Source organism: Enterobacter sp. 940_PEND (assembly GCF_001059415.1).
Classification (GTDB): Bacteria; Pseudomonadota; Gammaproteobacteria; order Enterobacterales; family Enterobacteriaceae; genus Enterobacter; species Enterobacter cloacae_M.
In genome coordinates this window covers 194,271-206,944 of the sequence record NZ_JUMS01000123.1, presented here as the reverse complement: position 1 = coordinate 206,944, position 12,674 = coordinate 194,271, and the positions used below count along the sequence as shown (strand labels likewise).

Below are 12,674 nucleotides of genomic sequence, written 5' to 3'. Positions count from 1 at the left end.
GACGTAATTTTTGAATGGACACTCGGGTGGCATTTATGACGCGTAAAATGACTTCTCTGCGCAGCCTTGCGACAGGCTCTGCGCTCCTTTTCCTGTTTGCACCAACGCTCTACGCAGCTGAACAGGCTGCGCCCGAAGCGCCGCCTGTGGATGCGCGCGCCTGGATCCTGATGGACTATTCCAGCGGTAAAGTGCTGGCGGAAGGCAATGCGGATGAGAAACTCGATCCGGCAAGCCTGACCAAAATCATGACCAGCTATGTGGTAGGCCAGGCGTTGAAAGCGGGCAAGATCAAGCTGGACGATATGGTGACCATCGGTAAGGACGCGTGGGCGACCGGCAACCCGGCGCTGCGGGGCTCTTCGGTGATGTTCCTGAAGCCGGGGGATCAGGTCTCCGTTTCCGATCTGAACAAAGGGGTAATTATTCAGTCGGGAAATGATGCATGTATCGCGCTGGCCGATTACGTTGCCGGCAGTCAGGATTCTTTCATTGGTTTGATGAATGGCTACGCGCAGAAATTGGGCTTAACCAACACCACGTTCAAAACGGTTCACGGTCTGGATGCACCGGGACAGTTCAGTACCGCGCGCGACATGGCGCTGCTGGGGAAAGCGCTTATCCACGACGTGCCGGATGAATACGCCATCCACAAAGAGAAAGAGTTTACCTTCAATAAAATCCGTCAGCCGAACCGCAACCGCCTGCTGTGGAGCAGCAACGTTAACGTGGACGGAATGAAAACCGGCACCACGGCGGGCGCGGGCTATAACCTGGTGGCCTCCGCGACCCAGGGCGACATGCGCCTGATTTCGGTGGTGCTGGGCACCAAAACCGACCGTATTCGCTTTAATGAGTCAGAAAAACTGCTGACCTGGGGCTTCCGCTTCTATGAGACCGTGACGCCGATTAAACCGGATGCCACGTTCGTCAGCCAGCGCGTCTGGTTTGGCGACAAGAGTGAAGTCAATCTCGGGGCGGGTGAAGGCGGCTCGGTGACCATTCCGCGCGGTCAGCTGAAAAACCTGAAGGCCAGCTATACCCTGACCGACCCGCAGCTCACCGCGCCGCTGAAAAAGGGCCAGGTGGTCGGGACGATTGATTTCCAGCTTAACGGTAAGTCGATTGAACAGCGTCCGCTGATTGTGATGGAAGCGGTGGAAGAGGGCGGCTTCTTCAGCCGGATGTGGGATTTCGTGATGATGAAATTCCACGGGTGGTTTGGCAGCTGGTTCAGCTAAGTTTTTTGCCGGGTAGCGCTGCGCTTACCCGGCCTGTGTTTTTTCTCCCTCTCCCACAGGGAGAGGGCCGGGGTGAGGGCGTCAGACCGCACCCCTCTTAATACATCAACTTCACCTGCTGCGCCTTCGCGTGGGCCACAATCTCGTCGTCCGGGCGGCAGTCGCTGACGATGGCGTCAAACTGCGCCAGTTCGCCCATTCTTGCCGAACGCACTTTGCCAAACTTGCTGTGATCGACCACCAGCACATGATACTGCGCCGCGCTTAACGCCCAGTGTTTCACCGGCAGCTCTTCCAGGTTAAAGCAGGTCGCGCCCTGACGCACGTTGACGCCCGCGGCGGAATAAAACGCGATATCCGGGCAGAGATTGCTGAGCGTATCCTGCAGGTTAAGCGGCTTAAAGATGGCGTTGCTGGCGTGAAACTCGCCGCCGCAGAGGATCACCCGGCACTCGGGTTTCTCCTGCAGCGCCAGAAAGGTGTTCAGGGAGTAGCACACGGCGGTAAAAGGGATGCTGCTGTCGATAGCTTCGATAATCCACGGCGTGGTGGTTCCGCAGTCAAAAAACAGCGTCTGGTGCGGCTGTACCAGTGAGGCCGCAAGCCGGGCGGCCTTACGCTTCTCTTCCACCAGGCGCGTCTTCTGGTCGCTGATCAGGTAATGGCTGGCGCTACGCGGCTCAAGCACAATATACCCGCCCAGCAGCACGACGGGCGCGCTTTCGCTGTTCAGATCCCGACGAATGGTCATCTCTGAGACGCCGAGGAGGTTGGCGGCTTCCTTAAGATGCAGCTTATCGCTGCGCTTCAGCGCCTGTAGCAGCTGAGCAATGCGGTCATCGCGACGTGTTTCCATAGTTCCTCGGGATAAAAAAGTGAACCCCCGCAGGGCGGGGGTTCAAGTGTAACCTGTCAGGTTGGGGTTAGTCACGTATCCAGCCTTTGCGGATCGGGATAGCGAAAATGGCGCGATAGAGCGAAGACAGCGTGCGGTAGAGCGCTTCACCGAAGAGGCTCCACAGGATAGCCGCGCTCACGCAGCCAATCATCCCGACCAGGAAACCGCCCACCATATCCAGCGGCCAGTGAACGCCCAGGTAAACGCGAGACCAGGCGATTGCCAGGGCCGCCACCATCAGGACCGCGCCGGACCACAGGCGATGCCAGAACAGGAAAGCCAGCGCGAAGGTGAAGATCACCGTACCGTGATCGCTCGGGAACGAGTCATCCGGCGCGTGGTGCAGGAAGGTATAGCCGACATGATCGACAAAAGGACGATCGTGCGGGAAGACATGGCCGAGAATGTAGCTGACCAGGACGCTTACCCCGAGCGCCATCGCCACTTTAATCACCAGCTGGCGCTGCGCCTTCACCTGGCTGCGGGGCCCCCACAGCCAGAGAATCGCAGCCAGTGCAGGCACGATGCTGATCAGATCTTTTGCCAGAAAGGTGGCAAAATCGATCGTCCACTCAGGCGAGGCTGGCGTGGCGTTGATCAGATAAAACAGCTGATAATTCAGATTCTCTAACATAGCGTTATCACTCTTTAGCAAACCGGGTGGAAATAAGTCCGTAGACAACCACCTGGGAAAACCAGACCCACCACCCGGCCCACAGGTTGTGAGAGAAAAAATGCGCCCCGCGCATGACCTGGCCGTAGCCCATCGCCAGACCTAACACCACGCTCAGCGCGACGAAGCACCAGGCGAGACGCGGACGCTCGCGCCAGAAGGCAAAAAACAGCCCCATCACCATAAAGCCGCTGGAGGCATGACCGCCGGGAAAACAGCGCCCCGGACCGCTGTCAGCAGGGACGGCGCTGAACAGGGGATAAGACATAGCCTTACCGCCATATTCCACCAGATCCCACGGGCAGCTGTGATGGCTCACGCTTTTCAGCACGCCTACCACCAGCGCGCCAACGCCCATCAGCAGCGCCGCCGTCACCAGCCTTGCGTTGCGCTTGTAGGCGCCGTAAAACAGCGCCACGGCGCCTAAGCCGATGGCGATGTACTTCGCCAGGCGGTGGTTCAGCAGATCCAGCAGGTGGTCCTTCTGCAGCGGAAAGCTCTGCGTTGCCGCGTCATACCAAAAGGAGGTGATCCATCTGTCGAGCGCTTCACTGCGCGATAGCCACGTAAACACCACGGCAAGGGCGATCAGTACGAAAAGCTGATAACCATAAAAGCGGCCCGGTAAGCGGTAAAGTCGTTTTGTCTTATTTGTCTGTAAGTTAGACAATTCTGAACGGCTGGAGGTGAGTGCCATAATTTGGGATCGTTGACGAGTAATCGGGCTATCATAAAAGTGTCAACTTAAGGAAACCTTAAACGAAGACGATATGTGCTTTATTTCTGTTTATCCTCGATAAATCACTATCTCGGGCTGCGGCATTTCATTAAACTCGTCGCGATTTTGTCATTATAAAGAGATTGCATGTTAAACCGTTCTTCTTCTGGTTCACGTCTGGGTCGTCAGGCGTTGCTTTTCCCTCTGTGTCTGGTGCTCTACGAATTCTCTACCTATATCGGCAACGATATGATCCAGCCCGGTATGCTGGCCGTTGTGGCGCAGTACAACGCGGGTATTGAGTGGGTGCCGACCTCCATGACCGCCTATCTGGCCGGCGGCATGTTTTTACAGTGGCTGTTAGGGCCGCTGTCGGATCGTATTGGCCGCCGTCCGGTGATGCTGACGGGCGTGGTGTGGTTTATCGTCACCTGTCTCGCCACGCTGCTGGCGCAAAACATTGAACAATTTACCCTGCTGCGCTTCCTGCAGGGGGTGAGCCTGTGCTTTATCGGCGCCGTGGGGTATGCCGCCATTCAGGAGTCGTTTGAGGAGGCGGTGTGTATCAAAATTACCGCGCTGATGGCGAACGTGGCGCTGATCGCCCCCTTACTCGGGCCGCTGGTGGGTGCCGCGTGGGTGCACGTTGCGCCGTGGGAAGGGATGTTTGTCCTCTTTGCGGTTCTTGCCGGCATCGCGTTCTTTGGCCTGCACCGGGCGATGCCGGAAACGGCCACCCGCATCGGCGAGAAACTCTCGCTGAAAGAGCTGGGTCGGGATTACAAAGAGGTGCTGAAGAACGGCCGCTTTGTGGCGGGCGCGCTGGCGACCGGGTTCGTTAGCCTGCCGCTGCTGGCGTGGATCGCGCAGTCGCCGGTCATTATCATCAGCGGTGAAAAGCTCAGCAGCTACGAGTATGGCCTGCTGCAGGTGCCGATCTTTGGCGCGCTGATTATCGGGAACCTGGTGCTGGCACGTTTGACGTCACGACGCACCGTGCGTTCCCTGATTATCATGGGCGGCTGGCCGATTGCGGCAGGGCTGATTCTGGCTGCGGTGGCGACCGTCGCGTCATCCCACGCCTACCTGTGGATGACGGCGGGGCTCAGTCTTTATGCCTTCGGGATTGGCGTGGCCAACGCCGGGCTGGTGCGCCTGACGCTGTTTGCCAGCGAGATGAGTAAAGGCACGGTGTCAGCTGCGATGGGGATGCTGCAGATGCTTATTTTTACCGTCGGTATCGAAGTGAGCAAGCATGCCTACGCGATGGGCGGCAACGGGCTGTTCAGCCTGTTTAACCTCGCCAACGGCGTGCTGTGGGTTGGCCTGATGGTGGTGTTCCTGAAAGACAAACGCGTCGGGAACGCCCTGCAACCTTAACCTGTTTATTCCCTCTTCCTGTTGGCGAGCACGGAACAGTCCCCTCTCCCTGTGGGAGAGGGCTAGGGTGAGGGCACCAGACCGCACCGGTCAATTAAACGGCGCCTCCCCGTTCAACACCTTCTCAATCACGTTTAAAACGCCTTCATCGTTATTATGCGGCGCTTCAAAACGCGCTGCCGCTTTGATATGCGGTCTGGCATTCGCCATCGCAAAGCTGAAACCGGACTGGCGCAGCATCTCCACGTCGTTGCCGCTGTCGCCGAAGGCCACCACTTCGCTATCGTCAATGCCCCAGCGCTTTTGCAGGATCCGCAGGCCGTTGGCTTTGTGCACGCCGGGGATGATCAGGTCGATACTGCCGTGGCCGGTGGTGACGGGGACCATGATGTCACTCAGCTTTTCATGCAGCAGCGCCTGAATACGCGGAATTTCATCGTCAGACACGTTGAGCCCGAACTTGAAGAAAATATCGTTCAGGTTGTCGAAATTACTCACTATTTCCAGACGGTGATAGTACTTCGCCGCGATCTCCTTAAAGCCCTCGTCATAGCATTTCAGCGTGTACGCGCTGCTTTTCCCGCAGGCGATAATCTCAATGCCCGGAACCTCGTCTAACACGTTCGCGACGGTTTCGAAATGGGCTTTCGACAGTTCGCCGTTAAAGACGTCTTCACCTTCGCTTACGACCCAGCCGCCGTTTTCGGCGACGAACGCAATCTCATGCGCAATCTCCGGGAAAAAGGAGATCAGCTGGTAATACTGGTTGCCGCTGGCGACCACGAAGCGAATGCCTTGCGCCTTCATGCGGGCGTACTGCGCCAGAAAGCGCGGCCGATTATAGGTCTTGGCATCGCTCAGAAAAGTACCATCCATGTCGACGGCGATCAGTTTAACGCTCATATCCCTTCTCCAGTGTCGTTTGATTCGTTTCCGGCTTTGCCACCGCGCGCGCCACCAGCGCCGCGATAATGACCAACCCTAACACCACCAGCATGGCGCTGCGCAGCCCGTAGTGCTCGCCGAGGAAGCCGAGCAGCGGCGGCCCGACCAGGAAGGCAAGATAGCCCGTGGTCGCCACCACGCTGACGCGCGTCGGGGCATCCGGGCCGGTGTCGCTGGCGGCTGAAATGGTCAGCGGGAAGCCGAGGGACGCGCCCAGCCCCCAGAGGATCACCGAGACGCCGGCAATCCAGTCCACATCCACAAAGATGATCATCGCGATACCCAGGCCGCCCAGCAGGGCGCTGGCGCGCACCACCGCCACGCGGCTGTAGCGGTCGATAAACCAGCCGCCGGTGAAGCGCCCGACGGTCATCCCCAGCGTAAACCCGGCGTAAATCAGCGAGCCGGAGGTCGGGCTAAAGCCGTGACCGTCCACCATCAGCAGCGGCAGCCAGTCGTTGGCGGAACCTTCGGCGAACGCCATCGCCAGCACCACCACGCCGATCAGCATCAGCTGGAAATCGCGGTAGAAGGGCAGCCCTTTTTCAGCCGAGTGCTGTTCGTCTGCGGAGTTTTTACCGGTGCCGTCCGGGATGGCCCGGATGCCGGTCAGGATCGGAATGATGCACACCAGCGCCGCCAGCAGGATATGCAGATTCGCGCTCACGCCAGTGGCCGTCAATGCCATCCCCACGCCCGCACCGGCCAGCGTGCCGAGGCTGTAAAAACCGTGCATCATTGGCAGCACGGTTTTATTCATCTCACGTTCGACCGCCGCCCCTTCCACGTTGATAGCAACTTCCGCCGAACCGAAGCTGCCGCCAAATACCGTCAGGCCCAGGGCGAACAGCACCGGCGAGGCAAACCACAGCGCCACGCTTAATATTCCCATTCCGAACACGGCAAAGCACATGGTGGTGCGGATCACCGCCCGCGTACCGAAGCGCTTTACCAGCCACGCGGAGCAGAGAATGCCGCTCATGGAGCCTATCGACAGGCCGAACAGCACGATGCCCATCTCGGCGGTAGAGACGGACAAAATATCGCGAATGGCGGGGGTGCGCGTGGCCCAGGAGGCCATCAGCAGACCGGGAATGAAGAAGAACATAAACAGCGCCCACAGGCGTCGCTGCAGGGCTTTACGGGGAGAGGTCAGCGTCATCGGGATAGCACCAGAAGTACAACAATAGCGACAACACTAGCAAGTTTGTGTACATTTGTACACAAACCACGTGAGGAATTTATGAGCAGACCACCGAACGATCCGCATCGCCGGGAGAAGATCCTGCAGGCAACGCTCGATACCATCGCCGAACACGGCATTCACGCCGTCACGCACCGTAAAATCGCCACCTGCGCGGGCGTGCCGCTGGGGTCGATGACCTACTATTTCGACGGTATGGAGCCGCTGCTGGAGGAGGCCTTCACGTGGTTTACCCGCCAGATGTCGAAGCAGTACCGGGATTTCTTCGCGGGCGTCACCGGGCCGGAAATGGCGTGCGAATCCATCACCACGCTGATCCACAGCTCGCAGGTGACCACGCCGCACAACATGGCGCTGATGTATCAGCTCTATGCCTTTATGCACCGCAGCGCGGCGCTCAAAACGGTGATGCAGGACTGGATGAAGATGAGCCAGACCACGCTGGAGCAGTGGTTCGACCCGGTGACCACCCGCGCGCTGGACGCGTTTATTGAAGGGATGACGCTGCACTACGTGACCGACCGGGCGCCGTTAACCCGCGAAGAGATCCGGGCTATGGTGGGGAGAATTGCGGGCGAGGGGAATCCTTAGGTAACACTCGCCCTGCCAGTTTTACCTGTGTTCGATTTTTTTCCCGCTGGCGTCCACCACCGCTTCGCCATCCTCTTTCGTAAACGCCCCTTTCTGCGCATCCGGCAGGATGTCGAGGACGACTTCAGACGGGCGGCAGAGGCGGGTGCCCAGCGGCGTCACCACGATCGGACGGTTAATCAGGATCGGGTGTTGCAGCATAAAATCGATAAGCTGGTCGTCGGTGAAGTTATCTTCAGCAAGGCCGAGCTGTTCATAGGGCTCCACGTTTTTACGCAGCAGATCCCGCACTGAAATGCCCATCTCGGCAATCAGAGCGGTCAGCGTATCGCGCGACGGCGGGGTTTCCAGATAGAGGATAATCTCTGGCTCGGTGCCGCTGTTGCGGATCATCTCCAGCGTGTTGCGCGAGGTTCCGCAGGCCGGGTTGTGATAAATGGTGATGTGGCTCATATCAGTGGCTCATTACAGTGTGAAGGAGAGACGTAGCGCCAGCGCGGCGAGCGTCACAAACAGGACCGGCAGCGTCATAATGATGCCCGTCCGGAAATAGTAGCCCCAGGTGATCGTCATGTTCTTCTGCGCCAGCACGTGGAGCCAGAGCAGGGTGGCGAGGCTGCCGATAGGCGTGATTTTCGGCCCCAGATCGCAGCCAATCACGTTGGCGTAAATCATCGCTTCCTTAATCAATCCTGTCGCCGTACTGCCCTCGATGGAGAGCGCGCCAATCAGCACCGTGGGCATATTGTTCATTATGGATGAGAGAAACGCGGTGATGAACCCGGTTCCCAGCGTGGTGGCCCACAGTCCGTGTCCGGCCAGGCTATTCAGTACGCCTGAGAGATATTCCGTCAGCCCGGCATTGCGCAGGCCATACACCACCAGATACATCCCCAGCGAGAAGATGACGATTTGCCACGGTGCGCCGCGCAGCACTTTTCCGGTGTTTATCGCATGTCCGCGTTTTGCGACGGCGAATAAAATCAGCGCGCCGACGGTCGCAATGGCGCTGACAGGAATGCCGAGCGGTTCAAGCACGAAGAAGCCGACGAGAAGTAGCAGCAGCACAATCCAGCCCGTTCTGAACGTCGGGAGATCGTGAATTGCCCGAGTGGGCTCGCGGAGTTTTGCCAGGTCATATTTCGGGGGGATTTCCTTGCGAAAGAACAGATGCAGCATCACCAGCGTTGCGGCAATCGCGGCGATATCTACCGGGATCATCACCGAGGCGTATTCGCTGAACCCCAGCTTAAAGAAGTCTGCCGACACGATGTTGACCAGGTTGGACACAATCAGCGGCAGGCTGGCGGTATCGGCGATAAAACCTGCTGCCATCACAAACGCCAGCGTGGCCTGCTTGCTGAACCCCAGCGCGAGCAGCATGGCGATGACGATAGGCGTCAGGATCAGCGCCGCGCCGTCATTGGCAAACAGCGCCGCCACGGCTGCACCCAGCAGCACGATATAAGTAAACAGCAATCGCCCGCGACCGTTCCCCCAGCGGGCGACGTGCAGCGCCGCCCACTCGAAAAAGCCGGACTCGTCCAGCAGCAGGCTGATGATAATGACGGCAATGAACGTCGCCGTAGCGTTCCAGACGATATTCCACACCACAGGTATATCGTTAATGTGAATCACGCCGCTGGCCAGCGCCAGCACGGCACCGATGGTCGCGCTCCAGCCGATACTGAGTCCCCTGGGCTGCCAGATGACCAGTACCAATGTGAATAAAAAAATCGCTCCTGCCAGAAACATCGCTTACTCCGTTATATCTGTTTTTGTGAATATATTGTTATCAACACGAGCCTGAAAGTCGATTTTTCAGCTTCATGCGCGTCTCTTCCCGCAGGCAGTTCCAGCTGTTGTCGATAACGACTGCCGCCCACGCAGGCATGTTGGGAGAGAGACGGTAATGGACCCATTTCCCTTCACGGCGATCGATAACCAGCCCGGACTCGCGCAGCAGCGCCATGTGGCGGGAGACCTTAGGCTGCGACTCGGCGGTCGCGACGCAGAGATCGCAGACGCACAGTTCGCCCGCTTCGCGGAGCAGCATGACGATGGCGAGCCGCGTTTCGTCGGAGAGGGTTTTGAAGAGCTGGAGCGGGTGGAGCATGGGATTTCCTGCAGGTGTGATTTTATATATGTTTAATCATATGTGTTTTCGTGGCAAGAGAGAAGAAAAGAATAGAGGAAGGTGAATTTAAGGCAACAAAAAACCCATCAACCTTGAACCAAAACGGCGGGGTTGATGGGCTCCACAAATTGGGGACATCAAAGAAAAGCAGTGGCACTAGTTATGACTGCCCCCTGATAAAAAAGTTCTGCGCGTAACGAAAATATTTTCCCCGCGCGCAAACTTAGGAGTTATCCGAGTCCAGGCCAGATGATAACGATCAGCGTACCCGCCAGCGTCAGCAGCACGTTAGCGATAGCATATGTGCCCGCATAGCCTAGCGCCGGGATGTTGCTGCGTGCGGTATCGCTGATGATTTCCATGGCTGGCGCACAGGTACGCGCGCCCATCATTGCCCCAAAGAGCAGGGCGCGGTTCATGCGCAGCACGTAGGCGCCGAACAGGAAGCAGATAATGACCGGCACCAGGCTGACGATCAGTCCGGACACCAGCATCTGCCAGCCGACGGCGCCCAGGCTGTGGCCGATACCGCTTCCCGCGCTTAAGCCCACGCCCGCCATAAAGACCATCAGACCGAACTCTTTCACCATGTTCAGTGCGCCCTGCGGAATGTAGCCGAAGGTTGGGTGGTTGGCTCGCAGGAAGCCCAGCATGATCCCGGCAAACAGCAGCCCGGCGGCGTTACCGATGCCGAAGCTAAAGTTGCTGAACTGGAAGGTAATCATTCCGATCATCAGGCCAACGATAAAGAAGGCGCAGAAGGCCAGCAGGTCGGTGACCTGGCTGTGGATGGAGATAAAGCCGATGCGGTCGGCAACGGTTTTCACGCGTCGTGCGTCGCCGCTGACCTGCAGTACGTCGCCTTTGTTGAGCACGACGTTGTCGTCGATAGGCATCTCAATCTGGCTGCGGATCACGCGGTTGAGGAAGCAGCCGTGGTCGGTCAGCTTCAGCTGCGCCAGACGGCGGCCCACGGCGTTATGGTTTTTCACCACGATCTCTTCGGTGACGATACGCATGTCGAGCAGGTCTCGGTCGAACACCTCTTTGCCGTTACGGAAGCTCGGGTCGAGACGGGCGTGGGCATCCGGGTAACCCACCAGCGCGATATCGTCGCCCATCTGCAGCACCGCGTCGCCGTCCGGGTTCGCCAGAATGCCGTTACGGCGGATACGTTCGATATAGCAGCCCGTCTGGCGGTAAATCCCCAGCTCGCGCAGGTTTTTGCCGTCAGCCCATGCCACCAGCTCTGGCCCGACGCGATAGGCGCGGATTACCGGGAGATAGACTTTACGTTTGGAATCGGTATCGAGACCGCGCTCGCGCGCGATTTGCTGGGCGCTGGTCTGCAGATCCTGGTGCTGTAGTTTTGGCAGGTAGCGCGCGCCGACGATCAGGCTAACCAGACCAATCAGATAGGTCAGGGCATAGCCCAGGCTCAGGTGATCGAGCGCGGTAGAGAGCTGCGCGCCGGCCATGCCGGAATGGCGAAGGGTATCACCGGCACCCACCAGCACGGGGGTGGAGGTCATGGAGCCTGCCAGCATACCGGCCGTTAACCCGATATCCCAGCCAAACAGTTTACCCAGCCCTAACGCGATCAGCAGCGCGCTGCCGACCATCACCAGCGCCAGCATCAGATAATTTTTGCCGTCGCGGAAGAAAATTGAAAAAAAGTTCGGTCCCGCTTCCACGCCAACACAAAAAATAAACAGCATAAAGCCTAAGTTGAGCGCGTCCGTGTTAATGCTGAAGTGCTGCTGGCCTAATAATAAGGAAACCACTAAAACGCCAATGGAATTACCAAGTTGAACTGAACCCAGGCGCAATTTACCCAGGCAAAGGCCCAGCGCCAGTACCACAAATAATAACAGGATGTAATTCCCATTTAACAAGTCTGCGACGTTTATATTCACGGAGGCTAACTTCTTGTTTACCAGTAAGTTGTTGAATGAAAGGACTATTTGGGCTACTGTTTTCTGGGCCAGGGAACGCGTTCAACCCTCCCTGTTACCTAATTTATTCCCTAAAACATTAGCTGGCCGATAGTTTAATCGTATTAGCTACTGACAGCTACCTATTATCGCATCACCCTGTGCGTACTTTGGCAAGGATTGCCGCACTGCTTTATCTGACTGGGCGTCTACCCGACGAAGGTGTATTTGATAGAGATAAGTCAGGAGGATAGTTTGAACATTAAACGAAACTGGGCGGGGGTGATCAGCTGTTTTTTGCTGTTTACCGTCGTGTGCATGTCGCTCGCTTTTAATGTGAAAGGGGCATTCAGGGCAGCCGGACACCCGGAGCTGGGGCTGCTGTTTTTTACCCTGCCGGGAGCCGCTGCCAGTTTTCTTTCCCGTAAAGGGGAGGTGGTCAAGCCGCTTATTGGCGCAATGCTGGCGGCACCGCTGTGTCTGCTGCTGATGCGCATGCTGTATGTATCAACGCGAAGTTTCTGGCAGGAGCTGGCGTGGTTGCTGAGCGGCGTCTTCTGGTGCGCCCTCGGCGCGCTGTGCTATTTGTTTGTGTGCAGTCTGATTAAGCATCGACGGCACCATAATTAAAACGCCCTCAGGGTGAGGGCGTCTTCGCATTACTGAGCGGCAAACAGTCCCAGATGCTCTTTGGCGTAAGCTTCAAAGTCAGTGCAGCCGCCGATGTGTTTCTGATCGAGGAAGATCTGCGGTACGGTTTCAACCGGCTTGCCGACGGTTTTTTCAAGATCCGCTTTGGTGATGCCTTCCGCGTGGATATCCACGTAGCGGAAGTTGAAGTCATCGCGCTCTTCGGTCAGTTTCTCAGCCAGCTCTTTCGCGCGCACACAGTAAGGGCACCCTGGACGACCAAAAATTACTGCAAACATTTCTCTCTCCTCAAAAAACAAGCC

At 57.6% G+C, this 12,674-nt stretch carries 14 protein-coding genes; 4 read left to right on the top strand and 10 right to left on the bottom strand.

Translation table 11 applies throughout. The features are described from left to right. Positions 1 to 35 precede the first annotated feature (35 nt). Entirely contained in the window at positions 36 to 1,241 is a 1,206-nt protein-coding gene (dacC, locus tag ADJ24_RS18050) for a serine-type D-Ala-D-Ala carboxypeptidase (RefSeq protein ID WP_023310917.1), read from the top strand. Positions 1,242 to 1,338: 97 nt separating this feature from the next. Here dacC and deoR read toward each other — a convergent pair whose 3' ends face one another. The 3 genes from deoR to ADJ24_RS18035 all read right to left on the bottom strand — a co-directional run bounded on the left by deoR (position 1,339) and on the right by ADJ24_RS18035 (position 3,509). Then, complete coding sequence (deoR, locus tag ADJ24_RS18045; protein WP_008503427.1) at positions 1,339 to 2,097, bottom strand: DNA-binding transcriptional repressor DeoR; 759 nt, start codon at positions 2,095 to 2,097, stop codon at positions 1,339 to 1,341. A 67-nt stretch (positions 2,098 to 2,164) separates the two neighbouring features. Beyond that, entirely contained in the window at positions 2,165 to 2,773 is a 609-nt protein-coding gene (gene ybjG, locus ADJ24_RS18040) for an undecaprenyl-diphosphate phosphatase (protein WP_023310918.1), read from the bottom strand. A gap of 7 nt (positions 2,774 to 2,780) precedes the next feature. Then, on the bottom strand, positions 2,781 to 3,509 hold the full coding sequence (locus ADJ24_RS18035; protein WP_023310919.1) for a phosphatase PAP2 family protein: 729 nt from the start codon (positions 3,507 to 3,509) through the stop codon (positions 2,781 to 2,783). A 168-nt stretch (positions 3,510 to 3,677) separates the two neighbouring features. Here ADJ24_RS18035 and ADJ24_RS18030 point away from each other — a divergent pair, with 168 nt between their 5' ends. Then, positions 3,678 to 4,910 (top strand): MFS transporter, encoded by a 1,233-nt coding sequence (locus ADJ24_RS18030; protein ID WP_023310920.1) that lies wholly within the window; start codon positions 3,678 to 3,680, stop codon positions 4,908 to 4,910. Positions 4,911 to 5,000: 90 nt separating this feature from the next. Here the strand turns inward: ADJ24_RS18030 and ADJ24_RS18025 are convergent, their stop codons facing one another. Together ADJ24_RS18025 and ADJ24_RS18020 are read right to left on the bottom strand one after the other, a co-directional pair. After that, positions 5,001 to 5,813 (bottom strand): Cof-type HAD-IIB family hydrolase, encoded by an 813-nt coding sequence (locus ADJ24_RS18025; protein WP_023310921.1) that lies wholly within the window; start codon positions 5,811 to 5,813, stop codon positions 5,001 to 5,003. After that, a complete protein-coding gene (locus ADJ24_RS18020) occupies positions 5,803 to 7,017 on the bottom strand; it encodes an MFS transporter (protein WP_023310922.1) in 1,215 nt (404 codons plus the stop codon). The genes ADJ24_RS18025 and ADJ24_RS18020 overlap by 11 nt, the downstream gene beginning before the upstream one ends. A gap of 81 nt (positions 7,018 to 7,098) precedes the next feature. On the opposite strand from ADJ24_RS18020, the gene ADJ24_RS18015 reads away from it, so the two are divergent. Next, positions 7,099 to 7,650, top strand: coding sequence for a TetR/AcrR family transcriptional regulator (locus ADJ24_RS18015; protein WP_023310923.1), 552 nt, complete (start codon positions 7,099 to 7,101; stop codon positions 7,648 to 7,650). 21 nt (positions 7,651 to 7,671) lie between these two features. Here the strand turns inward: ADJ24_RS18015 and arsC are convergent, their stop codons facing one another. The 4 genes from arsC to ADJ24_RS17995 all read right to left on the bottom strand — a co-directional run bounded on the left by arsC (position 7,672) and on the right by ADJ24_RS17995 (position 11,703). Continuing rightward, positions 7,672 to 8,103: a glutaredoxin-dependent arsenate reductase gene (arsC, locus tag ADJ24_RS18010; protein WP_023310924.1), complete on the bottom strand. Its 432-nt coding sequence runs from the start codon at positions 8,101 to 8,103 to the stop codon at positions 7,672 to 7,674. 12 nt (positions 8,104 to 8,115) lie between these two features. Then, positions 8,116 to 9,405, bottom strand: a complete 1,290-nt coding sequence (locus ADJ24_RS18005) for an arsenic transporter (RefSeq protein ID WP_023310925.1) — start codon at positions 9,403 to 9,405, stop codon at positions 8,116 to 8,118. A gap of 40 nt (positions 9,406 to 9,445) precedes the next feature. Further along, positions 9,446 to 9,766 carry a metalloregulator ArsR/SmtB family transcription factor gene (locus ADJ24_RS18000; RefSeq protein WP_023310926.1) on the bottom strand — a complete coding sequence of 107 codons (321 nt, stop codon included), beginning with the start codon at positions 9,764 to 9,766 and terminating at the stop codon, positions 9,446 to 9,448. 251 nt (positions 9,767 to 10,017) lie between these two features. Beyond that, positions 10,018 to 11,703 (bottom strand): aspartate:alanine antiporter, encoded by a 1,686-nt coding sequence (locus ADJ24_RS17995; protein ID WP_023310927.1) that lies wholly within the window; start codon positions 11,701 to 11,703, stop codon positions 10,018 to 10,020. A 273-nt stretch (positions 11,704 to 11,976) separates the two neighbouring features. Between ADJ24_RS17995 and ADJ24_RS17990 the strand changes: the two genes are divergently transcribed. After that, positions 11,977 to 12,351 (top strand): inner membrane protein YbjM, encoded by a 375-nt coding sequence (locus ADJ24_RS17990; protein WP_023310928.1) that lies wholly within the window; start codon positions 11,977 to 11,979, stop codon positions 12,349 to 12,351. A gap of 29 nt (positions 12,352 to 12,380) precedes the next feature. On the opposite strand, the gene ADJ24_RS17985 is transcribed toward ADJ24_RS17990, so the two are convergent. Then, a complete protein-coding gene (locus tag ADJ24_RS17985; protein WP_006809455.1) occupies positions 12,381 to 12,650 on the bottom strand; it encodes a GrxA family glutaredoxin in 270 nt (89 codons plus the stop codon). Positions 12,651 to 12,674 lie beyond the last annotated feature (24 nt).